The sequence below is a fragment of the Streptomyces sp. NBC_01426 genome (assembly GCF_036231985.1).
GTDB lineage: Bacteria > Actinomycetota > Actinomycetes > Streptomycetales > Streptomycetaceae > Streptomyces.
The window spans coordinates 6,977,211-6,996,610 of the sequence record NZ_CP109500.1; the positions used below are offsets into that span (position 1 = coordinate 6,977,211).

Annotated in this window: 18 protein-coding genes and 2 pseudogenes; 11 read left to right on the top strand and 9 right to left on the bottom strand. The window is 72.7% G+C overall.

Annotation, left to right across the window (positions count from 1 at the left end; translation table 11 throughout):
- Positions 1-190 precede the first annotated feature (190 nt).
- Both OG906_RS31175 and OG906_RS31180 read left to right on the top strand, forming a co-directional pair.
- Positions 191-1,466, top strand: a pseudogene (locus OG906_RS31175) (M14 family metallopeptidase).
- 105 nt (positions 1,467-1,571) lie between these two features.
- Positions 1,572-2,552, top strand: coding sequence for a hypothetical protein (locus OG906_RS31180; protein WP_329447400.1), 981 nt, complete (start codon positions 1,572-1,574; stop codon positions 2,550-2,552).
- A 17-nt stretch (positions 2,553-2,569) separates the two neighbouring features.
- Here the strand turns inward: OG906_RS31180 and OG906_RS31185 are convergent, their stop codons facing one another.
- Entirely contained in the window at positions 2,570-3,760 is a 1,191-nt protein-coding gene (locus OG906_RS31185) for an MFS transporter (RefSeq protein WP_329447401.1), read from the bottom strand.
- 156 nt (positions 3,761-3,916) lie between these two features.
- Here OG906_RS31185 and OG906_RS31190 point away from each other — a divergent pair, with 156 nt between their 5' ends.
- Positions 3,917-4,897: an ArsR/SmtB family transcription factor gene (locus OG906_RS31190; protein WP_329447402.1), complete on the top strand. Its 981-nt coding sequence runs from the start codon at positions 3,917-3,919 to the stop codon at positions 4,895-4,897.
- Between the two features lie 87 nt (positions 4,898-4,984).
- Here OG906_RS31190 and OG906_RS31195 read toward each other — a convergent pair whose 3' ends face one another.
- On the bottom strand, positions 4,985-5,668 hold the full coding sequence (locus tag OG906_RS31195) for a DUF4230 domain-containing protein (protein WP_329447403.1): 684 nt from the start codon (positions 5,666-5,668) through the stop codon (positions 4,985-4,987).
- Between the two features lie 415 nt (positions 5,669-6,083).
- On the opposite strand from OG906_RS31195, the gene OG906_RS31200 reads away from it, so the two are divergent.
- On the top strand, positions 6,084-6,254 hold the full coding sequence (locus OG906_RS31200) for a hypothetical protein (RefSeq protein WP_266973237.1): 171 nt from the start codon (positions 6,084-6,086) through the stop codon (positions 6,252-6,254).
- Positions 6,255-6,312: 58 nt separating this feature from the next.
- Here OG906_RS31200 and OG906_RS31205 read toward each other — a convergent pair whose 3' ends face one another.
- Positions 6,313-6,810, bottom strand: a complete 498-nt coding sequence (locus OG906_RS31205) for a heme-degrading domain-containing protein (RefSeq protein WP_329447404.1) — start codon at positions 6,808-6,810, stop codon at positions 6,313-6,315.
- Positions 6,811-6,974: 164 nt separating this feature from the next.
- The gene (locus OG906_RS31210) at positions 6,975-7,820 is read right to left on the bottom strand and encodes an alpha/beta fold hydrolase (protein WP_329447405.1); all 846 of its coding nucleotides are present in this window, start codon (positions 7,818-7,820) and stop codon (positions 6,975-6,977) included.
- 207 nt (positions 7,821-8,027) lie between these two features.
- Here OG906_RS31210 and OG906_RS31215 point away from each other — a divergent pair, with 207 nt between their 5' ends.
- The gene (locus OG906_RS31215; protein ID WP_329447406.1) at positions 8,028-8,402 is read left to right on the top strand and encodes a hypothetical protein; all 375 of its coding nucleotides are present in this window, start codon (positions 8,028-8,030) and stop codon (positions 8,400-8,402) included.
- On the opposite strand, the gene OG906_RS31220 is transcribed toward OG906_RS31215, so the two are convergent.
- The gene (locus OG906_RS31220) at positions 8,387-9,631 is read right to left on the bottom strand and encodes an FUSC family protein (RefSeq protein WP_329447407.1); all 1,245 of its coding nucleotides are present in this window, start codon (positions 9,629-9,631) and stop codon (positions 8,387-8,389) included. The two genes, OG906_RS31215 and OG906_RS31220, sit on opposite strands and share 16 nt — an antisense overlap.
- 179 nt (positions 9,632-9,810) lie before the next feature.
- Here OG906_RS31220 and OG906_RS31225 point away from each other — a divergent pair, with 179 nt between their 5' ends.
- Positions 9,811-11,223 carry an NADP-dependent succinic semialdehyde dehydrogenase gene (locus OG906_RS31225; protein ID WP_329447408.1) on the top strand — a complete coding sequence of 471 codons (1,413 nt, stop codon included), beginning with the start codon at positions 9,811-9,813 and terminating at the stop codon, positions 11,221-11,223.
- A 4-nt stretch (positions 11,224-11,227) separates the two neighbouring features.
- Here OG906_RS31225 and OG906_RS31230 read toward each other — a convergent pair whose 3' ends face one another.
- The gene (locus OG906_RS31230; RefSeq protein ID WP_329447409.1) at positions 11,228-11,965 is read right to left on the bottom strand and encodes a VOC family protein; all 738 of its coding nucleotides are present in this window, start codon (positions 11,963-11,965) and stop codon (positions 11,228-11,230) included.
- Positions 11,966-12,225: 260 nt separating this feature from the next.
- On the opposite strand from OG906_RS31230, the gene OG906_RS31235 reads away from it, so the two are divergent.
- Positions 12,226-13,095 (top strand): DUF4394 domain-containing protein, encoded by an 870-nt coding sequence (locus OG906_RS31235; protein WP_329447410.1) that lies wholly within the window; start codon positions 12,226-12,228, stop codon positions 13,093-13,095.
- A gap of 92 nt (positions 13,096-13,187) precedes the next feature.
- Here OG906_RS31235 and OG906_RS31240 read toward each other — a convergent pair whose 3' ends face one another.
- Together OG906_RS31240 and OG906_RS31245 are read right to left on the bottom strand one after the other, a co-directional pair.
- The gene (locus OG906_RS31240; RefSeq protein WP_329447411.1) at positions 13,188-13,880 is read right to left on the bottom strand and encodes an RraA family protein; all 693 of its coding nucleotides are present in this window, start codon (positions 13,878-13,880) and stop codon (positions 13,188-13,190) included.
- Positions 13,881-13,980: 100 nt separating this feature from the next.
- Positions 13,981-16,368, bottom strand: coding sequence for an ATP-binding cassette domain-containing protein (locus OG906_RS31245; RefSeq protein WP_443067425.1), 2,388 nt, complete (start codon positions 16,366-16,368; stop codon positions 13,981-13,983).
- Between the two features lie 296 nt (positions 16,369-16,664).
- Between OG906_RS31245 and OG906_RS31250 the strand changes: the two genes are divergently transcribed.
- The 3 genes from OG906_RS31250 (at position 16,665) to OG906_RS31260 (ending at position 18,289) form a co-directional block, all read left to right on the top strand.
- On the top strand, positions 16,665-16,838 hold the full coding sequence (locus OG906_RS31250) for a hypothetical protein (RefSeq protein ID WP_267801025.1): 174 nt from the start codon (positions 16,665-16,667) through the stop codon (positions 16,836-16,838).
- 156 nt (positions 16,839-16,994) lie between these two features.
- A complete protein-coding gene (locus tag OG906_RS31255; protein WP_329447412.1) occupies positions 16,995-18,059 on the top strand; it encodes a cation diffusion facilitator family transporter in 1,065 nt (354 codons plus the stop codon).
- A 26-nt stretch (positions 18,060-18,085) separates the two neighbouring features.
- On the top strand, positions 18,086-18,289 hold the full coding sequence (locus OG906_RS31260) for a hypothetical protein (RefSeq protein ID WP_329447413.1): 204 nt from the start codon (positions 18,086-18,088) through the stop codon (positions 18,287-18,289).
- Positions 18,290-18,352: 63 nt separating this feature from the next.
- Here OG906_RS31260 and OG906_RS31265 read toward each other — a convergent pair whose 3' ends face one another.
- Positions 18,353-19,012: a methyltransferase gene (locus OG906_RS31265; RefSeq protein WP_329447414.1), complete on the bottom strand. Its 660-nt coding sequence runs from the start codon at positions 19,010-19,012 to the stop codon at positions 18,353-18,355.
- 81 nt (positions 19,013-19,093) lie between these two features.
- Here OG906_RS31265 and OG906_RS31270 point away from each other — a divergent pair.
- A pseudogene (locus tag OG906_RS31270) lies at positions 19,094-19,336 on the top strand (iron chelate uptake ABC transporter family permease subunit); the annotation flags it as partial.
- Positions 19,337-19,400: the final 64 nt, after the last annotated feature.

Genomic DNA, 19,400 nt, shown 5'->3' on the forward strand with positions numbered 1-19,400 from the left:
CAGGCTCCCCGGCCCCCGACAGGCACCTTCGCGCCGGAACCGATCGGAACCGACCGGCCGCGCGACACGGAGGTGTTCCACGCGGTCAGGCCCCCCGAAGCGACAGACTGTGCGCGACCGTTCGCCCCCCAGACACCGGGAGGGACCTGTGGCAGACCGTGCCGGAGCCGACGCCGTGCGCGGCGATCCCGTGAGGCGGCTCGCCGTGCGGTGCGGCCTCGTCGTATCGCTGACGGCGCTGCTCCTGACAGCGGGCCCGGCCCAGGGCGCCGAAGCCCCGCCCCGCACCGGCTTCGAGACGACGGCTGGCGCACGCTGGACCACCGAGGCGCAGGAGCGGGACTTCCTCGACGCCGTCGACCGGGGCAGCGACAGGGCCGCCCTGCTCCGGATCGGCACCACCCCACAGGGCCGTCCGCTGCGGATGGTCGGCGTCGGCGACGGCAGGACGCCGGTCACGGTGCTGCTGGTGTGCGGCCAGCACGGCGACGAACCGGCGGGACGCGAGGCCTGTCTGACCACCGTGCGCGATCTCGCGTACGCATGCGACCCCGCGACCCTGCGCCTCCTCGCCACCGCCACGGTCCTGGTCGTCCCGAACGCGAACCCCGACGGCCGTGCCGCCGGCACCCGCGCCAACGCCGGCGGCGTCGACGTCAACCGCGACCACGTCGCCCTGATCTCACCCGAGGCGCGGGCGGTCGCGGGCGTGTTGCGCGACCGGCGCCCGGACGTCGTGTTCGACCTGCACGAGTACCGGGCGACCCCCGGCACCTACGACAAGGACCTCCTCGACCTCTGGCCGCGCAACCTCAACACCGATCCCGCCGTGTACGCCCACTCCCGCCTGCTCTCCGAGGCACACGTGCGCGAGACGGCCCGCACCGCCGGATACTCGACCGGTACCTACGGAATCCGGACCGACCCCGTCACCGGCGCCCCGATCGGGCAGACGGCGGGCGACGGACAGGAACACATCCTGCGCAACGCGGCCGGCCTCAAACACGCCGTCACCCTGCTCGTCGAAAGCCGCCTGGAGCCGGCGGGCGAAGCGGAGAAGGCCGAGCCCACCCTCAACCATCGACGCCGCTTCGACACCCAACTCACCGCACTGCGAGGCCTGTTCCGCTACACGGTTCGAGAGGCCCGGCCGCTCGCGGCCGCCACGGGAAGGGCGCGAGCCGCCGGACACCGGGACGAGGGGGCGATCCGCTGGGCCGGCGCGGACCAACCGGCCCGCGTCCCCGGCCGAGACCCTGACCGCGCCGCCGTGCGGATATCGCCTCACCGCCGCCCGGTACGCCGAGGTGCGGGGGCGGCTCGCCCTCCACGGGGTACGGGTCACCACCTCCGGCACGGGCGCGTTCGTTCCCCTGCGCCAATCCCTGCGCACCCTCGTCCCCCTGCTGCTCGACGGCCGGGCCGCGCACCATCTCACGGCAGGGGAGCCGGTGTTCGGCTGCTGAGGTCGCCTCCCGCGCGCCCCCTCCACCGAGGATCGGACCGGCCCCGCCGCGGGCACCCCCTAAGATGCCTGGGTTCGGTAGGGCGGCACATCGGGGGAACGTGACATGAGCGGTTACGGCAGTGGCGGGTACGGCGGCGGTGGGTACGGAGATCCGGCGGGCGGCGGCGCCGCGCACCCGCCGCCAGGACCCCCCTACGCGCCACCGGTTCCCCCGCAGGGGTACCCGTATGGCCGGTCCGGCCCCCCGCCGGGCCATCCGTACGCACAGCCCGGACCGCCGCCCGGATACCCGTACGGTCCGCCCTTCCCGCCGGGCCCGCCCCCGCGCGTCGAGCAGTCACGGGCGCGGAAGATCCTGCGGGGGCTCTACAACCCCCTGTACGCCGCCCAGCGGACCTTCCGTCCCTCGCGCCCCGGGATCGTCGACGACCGGGAGGTGCGCAAGCTCCAGTTGTGGCGGACCGGCCTGGGGCTCGTGGCCTGGGTGGGCCTGATGGTCACCTACAACGCCGTCGCGAGCGCCGCCGACGTCCACGGCGTCGCGAGCGAACGCCTCGACCAGAGCTGGTCCAGCGTCCTGGTCCTCGTGTGCACCTTCCCCGTGGTGGTCGGCGCCTTCGTGGCGGCCGCGCGCGACGGGCTGCGCCGCGTGTACCTGCGCCGGGCCCTGCGCCCGCTCGGCTCGGTCCTGGCCATGATGGCGTCCATGGGCACCGCCGCCCTCGCCATGGCCCCGGAACTGGCCGGTGTGCGGGACGCCGTGGGACTGCCGGGGAAGATCGTCATGGTCGTGCTGTGCCTGTGGTCGATCGTCTTCGCCCTCTACGGCATCGGACTGTCGCTGGTGCACGTCTTCCGCACCGCCGACATCCACGAGGTGCTGCCACCGATCCTCGCCGGCGTCCTGGTGTGGGAGATGGCACTGCTGGACGTGATCACCGGGTCCTACGGCGAGGTTCCGGCGGGTGCGCGGGTGGCCTTCATCCTCGGGGCCCCGGTGACGGTGACGGCCCTGTCCTGGTGGGAGCTGCACCGGCTGCGGCGCCACCACGGACTCACGCTCCGCACGGCCCTGCGCCGCTGACACCCCCCCGCCGAGGGTCAACGCGCCCCCGGTCGTTCCCCGAGGCGGGAGGGGCGCGGCACGACCAGGTGGCGGGCCAGGGCCAGTGCGGCGAGCAGGGCCACGAGCACGCACACGCCTCCCCAACCGGCCCGGTCGTGGATCCGCACCCCGAGCCAGGACCCCGCGCTGCCCCCCAGGTAGGCGCAGGTCATGTAGGCGGTGTTGAGCCTGCTGCGCGCGTCGGGACGCAGGGCGAAGACCCGGGACTGGTTGGCGACCATCCCGGACTGCATCGCGACGTCGAGCAGTACCGTCCCCAGCGTCAGGGCCGCGAGGCCCGCCACCCCGCCGGCGGCGCCCGCGGCGAGGATCGCGGCGGACAGGAGGACCCCGATCAGGGAGACCAGGTTCACCCGGTCCGGCCCCTCGCGGTCCACCAGCCGTCCGGCGAGCGGGGTACAGAGCATGGTCACCGCTCCGACCAGCGCCAACATGCCCACCGCCGAGGCGCCGAGGCCGTAGCGGGGGCCCGTCAGGAGCAGCGCCACGCAGGTCCAGACGGCCGAGAACCCGGCGAAGACGGTCGCCTGGTAGAAGCAGGAGCGCCGCAGTTCGGGCTCGGTGCGCAGCAGAGCGAGCGACGCGGTCAGCATCTCCTTGTACGGGCCGCGGGCGGAGGGAGCGGTGACGGGCAGCGTACGGGCCAGGACCCACGCCAGCAGCAGCCCGACGGCCGCGGCCGCCAGATACGGGGCCCGCCATCCCAGCCACTCGCCCAGCGTTCCGCTGAAGGTGCGGGCCAGCAGCATGCCGCCGATCGATCCGCTCAACAGGGTGCCCATCACCGCGCCGCGTCCGTCGTCGGCCACCAGCCCCGCTGCCAGGGGCGCGATGACCTGGGCGGCCACGGTCGAGACCCCGACGGCGAGGGAGGCGGCGACGAGGAACGGCAGGGTGGGCGCGCAGCCTGCGGTGAGCAGGCCCAGCCCGGTGAGGGTGAGCAGCGTGACGAGGAACCGACGGTGCGGGAGCCGGTCACCGAGCGGAACCAGCAGGAAGAGCCCCAGCGTGTAACCGATCTGCGTGGCCGTCACCACGAGCGAGGCCGCGTCGGGGGACACGTGCAGGCCGGCGGCGATCAGCGGGCCGACGGCCTGCGGGAAATAGATGTTGCCGACGGCGACGCCGCAGGTCACGGCCAGGAGCAGGAGCAGCCGGCGGCTCACGTGAAGTCCGCCGACCCACCCGCGGCGCCCGGGCGGCGCCCGGGGCCGTACGTCGAGGCCGGGTCCTTCTTCGGGTGCTGCCGGGCAGCGGTCGGTGTCATGTGCCGAGTTCACGGCACCTTCCGGCGGCCTCCAATGGATGTAGCGTATGGCTTGATGATCAGCTTCGTGTTGGGTGTCGAGGACCTCGCGGACACGCGCTTCGCGCTCTCGCCGCTGGGCGAGACGGTCTTCAGCCTTCGGGTGCTGCGTGACCCGGGGCTGTCCGCGCTGCACCTTCCCTGGCGCAGGTCCGTGCTCGGCCGGCTCGGGGCACTCGACACCGGTCTGCTGATGTCACTGGTCGCGCGCAGACTCACCCTCCCCGACTTCCTGACGCCACGACCGCCGGGCTTCGCCCCGACCTTCGAGGAGGAGTTGACCCACGTCCGCGCGACGCCCCCCGACCGGGTGCGTCGCGACCTGACCGCCGCCCACGCGCCGGATCCGCTTCCCGAGGCCCTGCGCGCCGCCGCGGGCGCCGACGACGCGGCGCTGGCCGTGCTCCGCGACGCCGTCTGCGATCTGCTGCGCCGCTACTGGGAGCTCGCCGTCGAGCCCGCGTGGCCCCGGATGAAGCTCCTGTTGGAAGCCGACATGACCTACCGGGCACGGCAGTTGGCCATGGGCGGCGCCCGTCGCCTGTTCGCCGGCATGCACCCGAACCTGCGCTGGGAGAACGGCGTACTGCACATCGACCGGATGATCGACAGCCACCGTGCCGAGGCGCGCGGGCGAGGGCTCCTGCTGGTGCCGTCCGTCTTCGCCCACAAGCCCGCGCCCCCGGTCGACCCCGGGGAGGCGCCGCTGTTGGTCTATCCCAGTCGTGGAGTGGCGACGCTCTGGACCGAACCGGCGAAGGCCGACTCGGCGGCCCTCGTGTCGCTGCTCGGCGCGACCCGGGCCCGACTGCTCGACCTCCTGGACGAACCGCTGCCCACGGTCGAGATCGCCCGTCGCTTCAGGGTCACCCCGAGCGCCGTGTCCCAGCACCTGCGCGTGCTGCACGCCACGGGCCTGCTGACCCGGGCGCGCGACGGACGGCAGGTCCTGTACCGGCGCAGTCCGCTCGGCGACCGGTTGGCCGGCGGGCACTGACCGGGCGGCGCGGCGAAGGCCGCCCCGGTGTGCGAGACGGGCGCCCCGCTCTTCGCGGGGCGGCGCGCGTCACCCCGTAGCCGACCGTCACTCGTAGCCGACCGTCACTTCCTGGAATCCCAGAGAGCGCAGGAGTCCCTCCAGCATGGCGCTGGTGTTCTTCTCGGTGCGCTCGACGAGTCCGCTGTCGCGCGCCGCGTCGGTGATGTGTTCGGCGGCCAGGCGCTGTACGCCCTGCGCTCCGGCAGGATTGTCGGAGAACAGGTCCCCGAGCCGGTCCAGGAGGCCGCGTTGCTGGGACACGGCGTACGAGCGGTCCAGGTCGAGGGCGGCCGGCCCCAGGACGGCGTGCGGCAGGCGCAGCGTGGCCTTCGTGCGGTCCTCGTTCACCGTGACGCTCCGCTCGTCGAGGGCGCCCAGGTCCACGTAGCCGCTGACGGTGCCGGCTCCGACGTACAGGGTGCGGGTGCCGCGGATCGAGTCGGGGAGGAACTTGGCGTCCTTCTCCAGGTCCACCACGACCTGGAAGTTGCCCGCCGCGCCCTCGTAACGATGCATGTCCTGGATCGACTTGAGGAGCACGGGGCCGGTGCGGTCCCGCGTCTTCTCGCCGAAGAGGTCACCGAAGCCGGGTATCAGGTCGAACCGGCTGACCAGTACGAACAGCAGGGCCAGCGCCGCCAGTACGCCGACGATCCGTCCCCACAGGGGCAGACGCCGCGGACGTCTTGGGTCGTCCTGCCGCTCCGAACCGAGCGATGAGTTGTCCATGCCCTGCGGATGCCCCGAAAAGCGGCGGCCTCACCGGTTCCGGTGCGCGCCGGCATCGGCCTCAACAAGACGTCTGCGCAAGGCCGTTCAGCGCTGCTTCGTCAGGGTCCGCAGGAGGACGAACAGCGCGAAGGCCATCACGAGGAGGTGCAGCCAGGCGGGCCCGGGGGTGGGGGTGAACGCGAGGAGCTGATTCGATGTCATCTCCCGCGCCTGCCCGCCCCGGAGGGATCGACGCACCCGGATGTGCCCCAGGTGTCCGCGCGGGGTCGTGCGCGTTGTTCGCGCGGGGTCGTGCGCGCCGGCCGGTGAGATCCAGGCAAACCCCACCCATGTCACTCGCCGTGTTTGATGACCGGGCTTCAGGTAACACTAGGTAGTGACACGTTGTCAGCGCCCGACGAAAGGAACGAGCATGTCGATGTCCATCGTGGTGATTCTCGTCGCGGTCGGAGCCCTGATCGCCCTTCTCGTGGCTGCCCCCGCGGCTCCTGTCCGGTCGAACGCGCCCCGACGCGGCGTCCAGGCGCGCCGGCTGCGGACGATTCCCCCGCAGCGTGGCGGCCACCGCCGCAGCGCCCACTGACGCCGGGCGGAGTGCCCCTCCGACGAGGGCACTCCGCCCGGCTCGGCCGATTCGACGCTCAGCGCGCCCCGTGGTCCTCGCTCCGGGGTCGGTCACGGAAGCGCTCCAACGCCTCGACCACGAGGGCGTGGTCGTCGAGTTGCGGCAGCCCGGACACCGTCACGGCGCCGATGACCCCCGCGCCCTCGACGGCGATCGGGAACGAACCCCCGTGCGCGGCGTACAGGTCCGGGTCCAGGCGTCCGTCCGTGTCGAAGTCCTTGCCGCGGGCCCGGAAGCGGGTTCCGATCAACAGCGAAGAGGCGCCGTAGCGTTCGACGACACGACGCTTGCGCTCGATCCACGCGTCGTTGTCGGCGCTCGACCCGGGGAGCGCGCAGTGGAAGAGCTGCTGGGCGCCGCGCCGGATGTCGACGGCGACGGGAGCCGACCGCTCGCGGGCCAGGGCGACGAGCAGTGAGCCCAGTTCCCAGGCGTCGTCGTGGGTGAAGCGGGGCAGCGTGAGCCGCGCCTCCTGGGCCTCCAGCTCGGCCACGTCGGGGGCGGGAGCGCTCACGGCGTCACCTCCGTCCGGGCGGCGGCAGGGCCGGCGGCCTTGCCGGGGGTGGTGAGGTCAGCGGTCGAGGCAATCATGCCGCCACTTTGGCAACACTGTTGCCGAAGTGCAAACGGGCAGGTCGGCAAGTGCGCCGCGGCCCCCGGCCCCTGCGGTTCCCCGGCTCATCCGCCCCGGTGCTCCGCCAGCCACTCCAGGGCTTCCTCGCCGCCGCCCAACACCGAGATGTGGCCCTCGTCCGGGCTCGTGCGCAGTTCCGCCCCGGGGATGTGGTCGGCGAGCCACCGAGCGTGCGCGCTCGGCACGACCCGGTCCCGCCCGCCGTGCAGGAGGAGCGTGGGCACCGTGATCGAAGCGGGACGGAAGCCCCAGGGCGTGACGTAGGCGAGATCGTCGTCGATCAGGCCCCCGGGGCCTGATTCCACGGCCGGGCCGACGACATCGGCGAACCAGGACCAGGGACCGGCCAGCGCGGCGTGATCGGCCGCGGTGAACATCTCCGGGTCGAACACCGCACCGGACTCGTGCCGCTCCTTCGCCCCGCGCCCGTGCGCGGCCGCACGCAGGGACGCCGCGCAGGACGGGATCATGCCGGCGAACCAGTCGAGGCCCTCGGCGTCGAAGGGCGCCAACCCCGCCACGCTCACCACGGCGAGGACCCGGTCCGCGAGCAGCGCACCGCAGGCCAGCGCGTGCGGCCCGCCCCCCGAATGGCCCATGACCGCGAACCGGTCGATGTCCAACGCGTCCGCGACGGCCCGCACGTCCGCCGCCGCGGACGCCACGCTCCGCCCCGGGCACGGCGTCGAGCCGCCGTATCCGGGGCGGTCGTGGGACACCCACCGGATGCCCAGTCGGGCGGCGGCGGGGAAGAGCGGCGCGGGGGGCGCCCCGATGTTCGGCGTGCCGTGCTGCCAGAACACGGTGGGGCCGTCGGCGGACCGCCCCGCTCCGGTGTCGTGGACGTGCAGGACGCGCCCGTCGGCCGGCCGCAGGTCGCTCTCGTTCATCACGGTCCCTCCGAGGTGCGGACGGGTCGGGCCGTGGCCGCCCGGTGGCGTCAAGGTACCGGCCCCGCGACCGCCGCACACCCCGCCCCTCGCCGCGCCCCTCGCCCTGCGGCGGGCGTCGATCCGCCATGCGATGAGCGGACGCGGGGACCGTCGCGGCGTGAACACGCCCGCCGGGGGGACCGGCGCCTTGTAGCATCGGTGCTCATGTCGAAGCCTGACGTTTTGCTCGTCGCCATCGCAGCCGCGGTGGAATCGGAGCAGACCAACCAGATGTCACTGACCGTCCTGGTGCACGGCGCCGTGGTCACGGGCCGCCTCGCTCCCGAGAGCGTGTGGCGCCGGCGCGTGGCCGAGGTCCTGATCGATTCCGACCGGCTCAGCCCGTTCGCCCCGCTGTTCGCGGACGCCGAGACGGCCGACCCCGCCTCCCGCCAGGAGTCGCCCTCCTACCTGCACTTCCACGTGGCCAGGATCCTCCAGGGCACCATGGGCATCCCCGAGACCGGAGGCATGTACCGGATCGCCATCAAGGACGTCAGCGCGTGGACGATGGGGGACTTCAGCTACTCCGAGACCTGATCGCGGTCCCGGGAGCGGCCCCGGCCCGACCTGAGGGAGCGCAGCCGGCGCGTCAGACGGTGCCAGCGCGGGTACCGCTCCAGCCGCAGACGGGAGTGCTGGTCGAGCTCCTCCATCAGGCGCTGGGAGCGCTTGTCCACGCCGAGTTCGTCCAGTACGCGGTCCGCTTCGGCCAGCAGCGCCCCGTACAACTGCCACATCCCGGGCTCGGCGCGGACCCGCTCCAGCAAGAGCACGGCGAGCCGGTCGCGGCTCATCCGGGCGATCTCCAGTTCCCGGGTGAGCCGGCCCTCGGCCTCCTCGGCGTTCGCGCTGACCTGAGCGGTGATCAGTTCGGCGAAGCTCTCCATCGCGATCGCCAGGTGGCCGTACAGCTCCTGTAGGGCCTGGGTGACGAGCGGCGGGAAGAGGGTGTCCGCCGGCCGGGTCTTGGCGAGATCGGTCAGGGTCCGGCAGGACACGCGCAGCACCACCGCGCAGATCTCCAGGGTGTCGAGCCCCGTGCGCAGCACCAGCCGGAAGAGGAGCCCCTCGCGGACCCTCGGATTCAGCCGCAGGCTGTCCTCGGCCTGACGGAGCGCGGCGTCGACCAGCGCGATGTCGTTGTCGAGGCGTCGTGCCTCGTGCAGCCGGGCGGCGGCCTTCTCCACCGTGGTGGGACCGCCGAGTTCCGCGCAGATGTGCGTCAGCAGGGTGCTCATGCCCGCCGCGAGACCGGTGATCGCATCGGAGGCGGGACGGATCCACACGGGCGGCACGAACAGCACGTTGAACAGGAGGCCGACCGCGGCGCCGATCAGCGTCTCCAGGACACGGTCCCAGGCGGTGTCGGCGACCCTCGTGACGCCGAGCACCAGCATCGCGCTGATCGCGACCTCCGGGACGAACTCGCCGGCCCGCACCACGCGGCCGATGACGAGCGAGGCCAGGATGATCAGACCGAGACTCCACCAGGTCAGTCCGACCAGGGCGCTGAAGCCGATCGCGATCAGCACGCCGGCGACGACGGAGTTCACCCTGCGGATGCCGGTGGTCAGCGTGGTGTAGAGCGTGACCTGGACGACGAGCAGTGCGGTGAGCGGCGCGGTCAGGGGCGCCGGCTCGTCGCTCACGGCCAGGGCGACGACGTACGAGACGACGGCAGCCGCTGTCGAACGGATCGCCTGGACGACCGCGGGTTCCCGAGAGCGGTGGGCGAGCCGACGGAGAGGTGTGATTGCCAGTGTCATAAGCCCGCCCCTGCCCAGTCCTCGGCGTGATCAACAAGCGCACCGGTCACCCGGCCCGCGCGGGGCACACGTGAACGGAGCGGAACGGCGCGCGTCGAGGTCCGGCGCGCTTCCGGCCCACCGCCCGCAGGCGATTGCATCATCGGAGACCGGTGCACCGAGGAAGAGGAGAGCCCCACGTGGCCATCGCGACGATCAACCCCGTGAACGGCGAGACGCTCCGCACGTTCGACGAACTGACGGAAGAGGAGGTGGAACAACGGCTCACGCTCGCCGCCGAGACGTTCCGGACGTTCCGGATCACGGAGTTCGCCGAGCGCGCCCGGCTCCTCGACCGCGCGGCGGACCTCCTGGACGAGGATCAGGACGACATCGCCCGCACGATGACCACCGAGATGGGCAAACCGATCGCGGCGGCCCGCGCCGAAGCGGCGAAGTGCGCCAAGGCCATGCGGTGGTACGCGCGCAACGCCGAGAGCCTGCTCGCCGACGAGTTCCCGGCCGAGGAGGAGGTGGCGGACTCCGGGGCCGCCCGCGCCCGGGTCCACTACCGGCCGCTGGGGGTCGTCTTGGCCGTGATGCCGTGGAACTTCCCCCTCTGGCAGGTCGTCCGCTTCGCGGCTCCCGCCCTCATGGCCGGCAACGTGGGCCTGCTCAAGCACGCGTCGAACGTGCCCCAGACCGCGCTGTACCTGGGCGACCTCTTCCGGCGCGCCGGGTTCCCCGCCGGGGCCTTCCAGACGCTGCTCGTCTCCTCCGGCGCGGTCGAGAGGATCCTGCGCGACCCCAGGGTGGCCGCCGCGACGCTGACCGGGAGCGAGCCGGCCGGCCGCGCGGTCGCCGCGATCGCCGGCGACGAGGTCAAGAAGACGGTCCTGGAGCTCGGCGGCAGTGACCCCTTCGTGGTGATGCCGTCGGCCGACGTCGAACGCGCCGCGCGGATCGCGGTGACGGCCCGGGTACAGAACAACGGCCAGTCCTGCATCGCGGCCAAGCGCTTCATCGTGCACACCGACGTCCACGACGAGTTCACCCGGATCTTCACCGCCCGCATGGCCGAACTGGCCGTCGGCGACCCGATGGCGGAGTCCACCGACGTCGGCCCGCTCGCCACCGAACAGGGCCGCGACGACGTCGAAGGACTCGTGGACGACGCGGTGCGCCGAGGAGCCCGGGCCCTGTGCGGCGGGAGCAGGCCCGAGGCGCACCCGAAGGGCTGGTTCTACGCGCCGACGGTCCTCACCGGGATCACCCCCGACATGCGCATCCACCACGAGGAGGCCTTCGGCCCGGTGGCCACCGTGTACCGGGTCCGCGACCTGGACGAGGCGGTGGACCTGGCCAACGACACGCCCTTCGGCCTGAGCTCGAACGTGTGGACCCGCGACGAGGCCGAACAGCGACGCTTCGTCCGGGACATCGAGGCGGGCGGTGTCTTCTTCAACGGCATGACCGCTTCCCACCCCGCACTGCCGTTCGGCGGAGTGAAGCGCTCGGGTTACGGCCGGGAACTCTCGGGCCACGGGATCCGCGAGTTCTGCAACACCACGACGGTGTGGCACGCGGCCGAACCGGCCGACAAGCCCGCGTAGCCGCTCAACCGGACGCGCCCTGCGGCGAGACGATCGTGAACAGGGCGCCGTCCGGGTCCCCGATCGCGACCCGGCGGCTGTCGCCCGACGTCTGGACGGGAGAGGCAGTACGGCCACCGAGCCGGACGGCGGTGTCCACGGCCGCCTCCAGGTCGGGCACGTCGAAGTGGATGTGCCAGCGCGGGCGGATCTGCGGGTCGGGAGCCTCCTCCACGGCCCCGCCGCTGATCCGGGCGACGGTGTCGTGACCGCGCCGGATCACCACGTGGTCGTGCTCGTACGAGACGTCGCAGCACCCCGGGCGCTCGCACGCCCAGTCCAGGACGTCCCCGTAGAACACGGCGGCGGCGAACGCGTCACGCGTGCGCAGTTCGAGCCACGCTGCGGCGCGGTGGCGGTGCGCCGTCCAGTCCGGGATGACCTCGCCCTGCCAGAAACCGAAGACCGCTCCGTCCGGGTCGGCGGCGAGCGCGGCGCGCCCGGTACCGAAGGTCAGCGGGCCCACGGCCATGGTCGCGCCCCGTTCACGGACCCGCGCCGAGGTGACGTCGGCGTCGTCGACTGCGAAGTACGGGGTCCAGGCCACCGGGACGCCCAGCCGACCGGCCAGCGCCCCGATGCCCGCGATCGGCACCCCGTCACGCATCGCCACCGAGAAACCCTCGCCGAGCCGGGTCGGCCGGAAGGTCCACCCGAGCACGGCCCCGTAGAACGCCTGCGCGTTCTCCATGTCGCGGGTCATCAGGCTCACCCAACACGGCGCACCGAACACCTCATGGCTTGACGTCGACACCGGCACCGACCTCTCTGACGCTCACCCGGCGCCCACCGTAGCCCCGCTGTCGACGCCAGGCCGCGAGACACGGCCGCGCGCCCGGTGCCGCCATTGGGGTGGGATCGCGGGCACCGACCCGTCCGCGCGGGCCCGGCCGTCGAAACAGACGCGAACCCGCCCGACACCCCGGGCGGGCATCCCCCGAACCCTTGACCCTGGAGAGCCTCATGCGCACGCGCAAGATCGCCATCGCCGCGTCCGTCGTCCTGGCCGCGGCCGTGTCCGCGCCCGTCCTGGCGTCCGCCGACGGCGGCGACCACGCCATGGACCGAGCCGGGCAGCGGGCGCTGACCGCGATCGGCCTGACCTCCGACCAGCGGCTGGTGGAGTTCACCGTGGACTCGCCGGCCAAGCCCATGGGGATCGGCCGGGTGTCCGGGCTGCGGGGCGACACCAGGCTCGTCGGCATCGACTTCCGGGTCCAGAACGAGAAGCTCTACGGCGTCGGCGACAAGGGCGGCATCTACACCCTGAACACCGGGAACGCCAAGGCGACGAAGGTCTCCCAGCTCACCGTCAGCCTGTCGGGGACGCGGTTCGGAGTGGACTTCAACCCCGCCGCGAACCGCCTGCGGGTGATCGGCGACACCGGGCAGAACCTGCGCCACAACCTCGACGACGCCGCCGCCCCGCTGGGCACCACCGTCGACGGAACCCTCACCAACCCCACCACCCCGCCGTCCACCGCCATGGGCGTCACCGGCGCCGCCTACACCAACAACGACCTGAACGCGGCCACGGGGACCACCCTCTTCGACCTCGACACCACGGCCGACCGGGTCTCCCTCCAGTCACCCGCCAACGCCGGCACCCTCGCCCCCACCGGGAACCTCGGTGTGAACGCCGGTCCCGACGCCGGATTCGACGTCCACTACTCGGCCAAGCACGGCACCAACCAGGGATTCGCGAGCCTCGACACCGGCCGCGGCTCCCGCCTCTACCAGATCGACGTGCTGACCGGCGCGGCCCGCGACCTCGGCGCCTTCCCCGCGAAGCAGCAGGTCACCGACCTGGCCCTGCCGCTGGGCCAGAACTGATCCACCGCGCGGTGGGCCGTTCGGCGGACCGGCCCACCGCGCGGGCGGCGGTCCCCGCACAGACCGGGGGAGCGCCGCGACACGTGCGCGGCCTACTCCTCGATGGCCCCGCCGATGCGCCGCAGGTGCCGCCGGAAGGTGTACGAGGGATCGGCGTCCCGCAGGACCAGGTAGTCCTCGAAGGCCGTCTGCCGGCGCAGCGTCTCGCCCGATCGGATCCGGTGCGCCTGCTCCCGCTCCGTCTCGCGGATCCGCTCGGCCGTCGTCAGCACCTTCTCGACGTGCTCCGCGGCGACGAACAGCACGCCGTCGGCGTCACCGAAGACGAAGTCCCGGCCGTCCACGAGGTGCGCCCCGAACCGGGCGGTGACCAGGGCATCGGCCTCCCGTTCGTCCAGCCGTACGGGTCCGGGCGGGTAGGTGCCGTAGCTGAACACGGGCAGACCGATCTCGGCCAGCTCCGGGGTGTCGCGGTGCAGTCCCCACACCACCAGGCCCGTCACCCCCGCCGCCGCGGCCTCCAGCACCGCCAGGTCACCCACGCACGCCTCGTCCGACCGGCCGCCGTTGTCGATCACCAGGACGTCGCCCTCCTCGGCCCGGCCGTAGGCCTCCAGGAACACGTCCACGCTCCCGAAGTGACGCACCGGCAGCACGGGCCCCGCCACCCGGTGCCCCTGCACGACCGCGCCGATGCCCGGCGGTGCGACGCGCAGCGGCGTGTTCGTACGGACACAGGCATCGGCCAGGAGCGGGGTGGACAGGTCGGCGAAGGCTTGCAGCATGCCCTCTCTCCTTCTCGAAAAGAACGGTTTCGATCGCGTACCGCCCTCATCGTGCCCTGCCACCCCCTCCGGCCCGCCGCGCCGGCTCCGCGCGTCCCGGTCAGGCGCCGACGTACGCCGCCAGGTGCTCGCCGGTGAGCGTCGAGCGGCCGGCGATCAGATCGGCGGGCGTGCCCTCGAAGACGATCCGGCCGCCGTCGTGGCCGGCCCCGGGGCCCAGGTCCACGATCCAGTCGGCGTGTGCCATGACCGCCTGGTGGTGCTCGACCACGATCACCGACTTGCCGGAGTCGACGAGCCGGTCGAGGAGACCCAGCAACTGCTCGACGTCCGCGAGGTGCAGACCGGCGGTCGGCTCGTCGAGTACGTAGATCCCGCCCTTGTCGGCCATGTGGGTCGCCAGCTTGAGCCGCTGCCGCTCGCCGCCCGACAGCGTGGTCAGCGGCTGACCGAGGCTGAGGTAGCCCAGTCCGACGTCGGCGAGACGCCCGAGGATCCGGTGCGCGGCCGGCGTGTGCGCCTCCCCGGCCCCGAAGAACTCCTCCGCCTCGGTCACCGACATCGCCAGCACCTCGCTGATGTCGCGGCCGCCGAGGTGGTGCTCCAGGACCGCCGCCTGGAACCGCTTCCCCTCGCACTCGTCACAGACGATGGCGACGCCCGCCATCATCGCCAGGTCGGTGTAGATGACGCCGGCGCCGTTGCAGTTCGGGCAGGCACCCTCCGAGTTCGCGCTGAACAGCGCCGGCTTCACGCCGTTGGCCTTGGCGAACGCCTTGCGGATCGGGTCGAGGAGGCCGGTGTACGTGGCCGGGTTGCTCCGGCGCGAACCGCGGATCGCGCCCTGGTCGATCGACACCACACCCTCGCCGGCGGGGATCGACCCGTGCACGAGCGAGCTCTTTCCGGAGCCGGCGACACCGGTGACGACGGTCAGCACCCCGAGCGGGATGTCGACGTCGACGTCACGCAGGTTGTGCGTCGTCGCGCCGCGGATCTCCAGCGTGCCGGTGGGCGTCCGTACCGTGTCCTTGACGGCGGCCCGGTCGTCGAAGTGGCGGCCGGTGACGGTGCCCGCGGTCCGCAGCTCCTCGACGCTGCCCTCGAAGCAGACCGTGCCGCCCGCCGCGCCCGCGCCGGGACCGAGGTCCACGACATGGTCGGCGATCACGATCGTCTCGGGCTTGTGCTCCACGACCAGCACCGTGTTGCCCTTGTTGCGCAGCCGCAGCAGCAGGTCGTTCATCCGTTGGATGTCATGGGGGTGCAGGCCCGTCGTGGGCTCGTCGAAGACGTAGGTGACGTCGGTGAGCGAGGAGCCGAGATGGCGGACCATCTTGACGCGCTGCGCCTCGCCGCCCGACAGCGTGCCCGACGGGCGGTCGAGCGAGAGGTAGCCGAGCCCGATCTCCACGAACGAGTCCAGGGTCCCGCGCAGGGTCGAGAGCAGCGGCGCCACCGACGGCTCGTCGAGCCCGCTCACCCACCCCGCCAGGTCGCTGATCTGCATCGCACAGGCCTCGGCGATGTTGAGCTTGTCGATGCGCGAGGAGCGGGCCTCCTCGCTGAGCCGGGTGCCGTCGCATTCGGGACAGGTGGTGAAGGTGACCGCCCGCTCCACGAACGCCCGGATGTGCGGCTGCATCGCCTCCTTGTCCTTGGACAGGAACGACTTCTGGATCTTGGGGATGAGACCCTCGTAGGTGAGGTTCACGCCCTCGACCTTCACCTTGGTCGGCTCCCGGTAGAGGAAGTCCTGCATCTCCTTCTTGGTGTACTTGCGGATCGGCTTGTCCGGGTCGAGGAAGCCCGACTCGGCGTAGAGCCGCACGGTCCACCAACTGTCCGACTTCCAGCCGGGGATGGTGAACGCGCCCTCGGAGATCGACTTGGAGTCGTCGTAGAGCTGGGCGAGGTCGATGTCGGAGACGCTGCCCCGGCCCTCGCAGCGCACGCACATGCCGCCCGTGCGGCTGAAGGTCGCCTTCACCGTCCTGGTGGCGGCGCCGCGCTCGACGGTGATCCCCCCGCTGGCCCGGACCGAGGGGACGTTGAAGGCAAAGGCGCCGGGCCCGCCGACGTACGGCTTTCCGAGGCGGCTGAAGAGGATGCGCAGCATCGCGTTGGCGTCGGTGACGGTGCCGACCGTGGAGCGGGGGTCGGCCCCCAACCGCTGCTGGTCCACGATGATCGCGGTCGTCAGCCCGTCCAGGACGTCGACCTCGGGCCGCGCCGGCGTCGGCATGAAGCCCTGGATGAAGGCGCTGTACGTCTCGTTGATCAGCCGCTGCGACTCCGCCGCGATCGTGCCGAACACCAGCGAGCTCTTGCCCGACCCGGAGACGCCGGTGAACACCGTCAGCCGCCGCTTGGGGATCTGGACGCTGACGTCCTTGAGGTTGTTCACGCGCGCGCCGTGCACGCTGATCAGGTCGTGGCTGTCGGCGTCGTGCGGCGCGGACGACCGCGTGTCCGTCCTCTTGGCCATGCTTATCGTGTCTCCATCCGTCGATCGGGGCCGGGCGCCTCGTTCCCTGCCCGCGGGGCTCGATGCCCGTGGACTTCACGCTACGGCCGGCGGGGCGGGTCACGCTTCTCCGATCCTGATCGGTGGCACGGGCACGCGGATCCTCGACGCCTCGCCTTCGTACGCGCCGTACCCACGTCCCGCGGCCGATGTGTACGGAAGTCGGCCACTACCCGTCGGTACCCGACCGGATCGTGTGCGGGTTTGATAAATGTGGGTGCTTCGGATGCGCGCCGGTTCGGTGGGAGGAAACGGTCATGGTGGAGCTGCCGGTTCCGAGAACACTCGTGTGCGGATACTGCGGGGCCGGGCCCGTCGACGGCGTGGCACGGACGATCGCGGCGGGCCCGGGCTTCCTGACGGTGACCTGGCACGCGGAGCGGTGCCCGCACTACGCGGCGGACCGGATCCTCGCGGAAGAACCGTCCTGACCGCCGTCCCCGCCGGTCCGCCGCCCCGTCCGCGCGGGCCCGGGGACCGCACCGGTGGGCGGCTGCTCCGGGGCCGCACATGCGAGTGAATCGCACCTGGTCACAGGGCGTATGACGGCTGTAGCCGCAATGGGTGCGATGTGCCACCGTGGGGTCATGGAGGGGAATCGGCACGTACACGATCACCGTCAGGACCACCACCACCACGAACACGACCGGCACGACCGGCACGACCGGCGCGACCACGAGCACGACGAGCGCGCGGGGCTCGGTCGGCGCCTGGCGCACCTGTTCCGGCCCCACGGCCACGAGGCGGCCGACAGGATCGACACGGCCATGGAGACCTCGCGCGAGGGCATGCGCACGCTGTGGCTCTCCCTGCTGGTCCTGGCGGTGACCACCGTCGTCCAAGCGGTGATCGTCGCCCTGTCGGGATCGGTGGCCCTGCTCGGCGACACCGTCCACAACGCCACCGACGCCTTGACCGCCGTCCCGCTCGGCATCGCGTTCGTGCTCGGCAGGCGCGCCGCGAACCGGCGCTACACCTACGGCTACGGCCGGGCCGAGGACCTGGCCGGGATGCTCATCGTGGCGACCATCGCCGCCTCCGCGGCGTTCGCCGCGTGGGCGGCCGTCGACCGGCTGCTGCACCCCCGCGACGTCACCCACCTGTGGGCGGTGGCCGCCGCCGCGCTCGTCGGGTTCGCCGGCAACGAGTGGGTGGCCCGCCAACGCATCCGTACCGGGCGCAGGATCGGCTCCGCCGCCCTGGTCGCCGACGGCCTGCACGCCCGTACCGACGGCTTCACCTCCCTCGCGGTCCTCCTCGGCGCGGCCGGCTCCGCCGCCGGGTGGAAGGCCGCCGATCCGGCGATCGGGCTGCTGATCACCGTCGCGATCCTGTGCGTGCTGCTCGGCGCCGCGCGGGAGGTGTTCCGGCGGCTGATGGACAGCGTCGACCCCGGCCTGGTGGAGAGCGCGGAGAACGCGCTGCGCTCGGTCGGCGGTGTGCGGGGCGTGGGACAGGTCCGGATGCGCTGGATCGGCCACGCCCTGCGCGCCGAGGCCGACATCGTCGTCGACGCGCACCTGACGGTGGTGCAGGCCCACGAGCTGGCCGAAGCCGCCGAACACGCCCTCGTGCACGCCGTTCCGCGGTTGATCGCCGCGACCGTTCACACCGACCACACGCCGGTCGGGGCGCGGCCGAGGGTTGCCTGAAGCGGCCTCCCGTCGTTGGGTACGTCGTGAACGAGACGAGAAGAACCGTTCCGGCAGCCTGGCCGGGCCTCAGCCCCCGAACCGGCGAGCACGCCCGCCCCTCGGGGACCCCCATCTACGACGCCGTCGTGCGCCAGTGGCGCGAACAGGGCCGGGAGATCCCGCGCCCGCCCTCCCCGCCGCGCCGCTGGGCACGGGTGGAGAGCGCCGACCTCTTCCTGCGCGACTAGGGCCTGTCATGTGGAGCAGGCCCCAGGGCCGTCCCTCGGATCAGGTCCTGGTCGATCGCGGGATCAGCCCTGCCGGGCGAGCACCCACAGGCGGTGGTCCCAGCCGATGTCCGTGAGCTCGCGGACCGACAGTCCGGCGCGCGCGACGAGTTCCGCGAACGCGCCCTCCGAGCGCACCCCCGAACCGAACGCCGACGCCAGCCGCAACTGGTTCAGCGCCGCCTCGACGTCATCGGTGTCCGGTCCCTCGACCTGCTCCACCAAGAGCAGCGCGCCCCCGTCGGGGAGCGCCGCCGCGGTCTCCGTCAGGGCCAGCACGGCGTCCTCGTCGGGCAGCAGCTCCAGCAGCCGGCACAGCAGTACGGTGCCGTCACCGGGAGGCACCGGTCCGGTGCGGGCGAGCAGGTCCACCCGGGGGAGCACGTCGGCGTCCAGCACCCGCTCCCGCACCACCCGCAGTGCCGACGGCTGCGCGGCGATCCGGGCCCGCAGTTCGGGGAAGACCTTGAGCAGCGTGTTGACCACGGCGCCCGCGCCGTGCCCGGCGGCGGTCACCGATCCGACCGAGGACCAGTCGTACCCGCCGGCGACACCGGGCGCGATCCACAGCGCCTCGTCCTCGACCGCCTCACGGGCCGAACCGCCGAGCCGCTCGTCGTCGACCATCGCCTCCGCCAGCGGCAGGCCGGACAGGGTGCGGTAGCCGGCCTTGCCGCTCCACAAGGTCTCGGCGAGACCCGACAGCGACAGATCGAGGGCCGTCGCCTACTGGCCGGCGACGGCCTTGGCGAGGAGCGGGGTCAGGTGCTCGACCGCCCACGGCGCGTTCAGCGCGTCCGGGTAGCCGGGGGCGGCGGATGCAACCACGACGTCTTGTGGACGGAACGCATCCCCCGCACCCTCCTCGGTCCGGCCGTCGGCGCCTCGCTCGGCGCCTCCGGACTCGTGATGCAGGCACTGACGATGAACCCGCTCTCCGATCCGGGCATCCTGGGAGTGGAGCCGGGCGCCGCGATGTTCGTGGTCCTCGGCATCCTCTTCCTCGACGTCAACGACGCGAGCGGCTTCTTCTGGCTGGCGCTCGTCGGCTCGGCGATCGCCGCGGGGGTGG

Bases quoted from the DNA above. Each gene is read 5' to 3' on its own strand.
- OG906_RS31250 (WP_267801025.1), top strand. From the start codon at position 16,665: ATGGTGGAGCTGCCGGTTCCGAGAACACTCGTGTGCGGATACTGCGGG.
- OG906_RS31235 (WP_329447410.1), top strand. From the start codon at position 12,226: ATGCGCACGCGCAAGATCGCCATCGCCGCGTCCGTCGTCCTGGCCGCG.
- OG906_RS31245 (WP_443067425.1), bottom strand. From the start codon at position 16,368: ATGGCCAAGAGGACGGACACGCGGTCGTCCGCGCCGCACGACGCCGAC.
- OG906_RS31240 (WP_329447411.1), bottom strand. From the start codon at position 13,880: ATGCTGCAAGCCTTCGCCGACCTGTCCACCCCGCTCCTGGCCGATGCC.
- OG906_RS31200 (WP_266973237.1), top strand. From the start codon at position 6,084: ATGTCGATGTCCATCGTGGTGATTCTCGTCGCGGTCGGAGCCCTGATC.
- OG906_RS31220 (WP_329447407.1), bottom strand. From the start codon at position 9,631: ATGACACTGGCAATCACACCTCTCCGTCGGCTCGCCCACCGCTCTCGG.
- OG906_RS31195 (WP_329447403.1), bottom strand. From the start codon at position 5,668: ATGGACAACTCATCGCTCGGTTCGGAGCGGCAGGACGACCCAAGACGT.
- OG906_RS31180 (WP_329447400.1), top strand. From the start codon at position 1,572: ATGAGCGGTTACGGCAGTGGCGGGTACGGCGGCGGTGGGTACGGAGAT.
- OG906_RS31215 (WP_329447406.1), top strand. From the start codon at position 8,028: ATGTCGAAGCCTGACGTTTTGCTCGTCGCCATCGCAGCCGCGGTGGAA.
- OG906_RS31230 (WP_329447409.1), bottom strand. From the start codon at position 11,965: ATGACCCGCGACATGGAGAACGCGCAGGCGTTCTACGGGGCCGTGCTC.
- OG906_RS31210 (WP_329447405.1), bottom strand. From the start codon at position 7,820: ATGAACGAGAGCGACCTGCGGCCGGCCGACGGGCGCGTCCTGCACGTC.
- OG906_RS31255 (WP_329447412.1), top strand. From the start codon at position 16,995: ATGGAGGGGAATCGGCACGTACACGATCACCGTCAGGACCACCACCAC.
- OG906_RS31190 (WP_329447402.1), top strand. From the start codon at position 3,917: ATGATCAGCTTCGTGTTGGGTGTCGAGGACCTCGCGGACACGCGCTTC.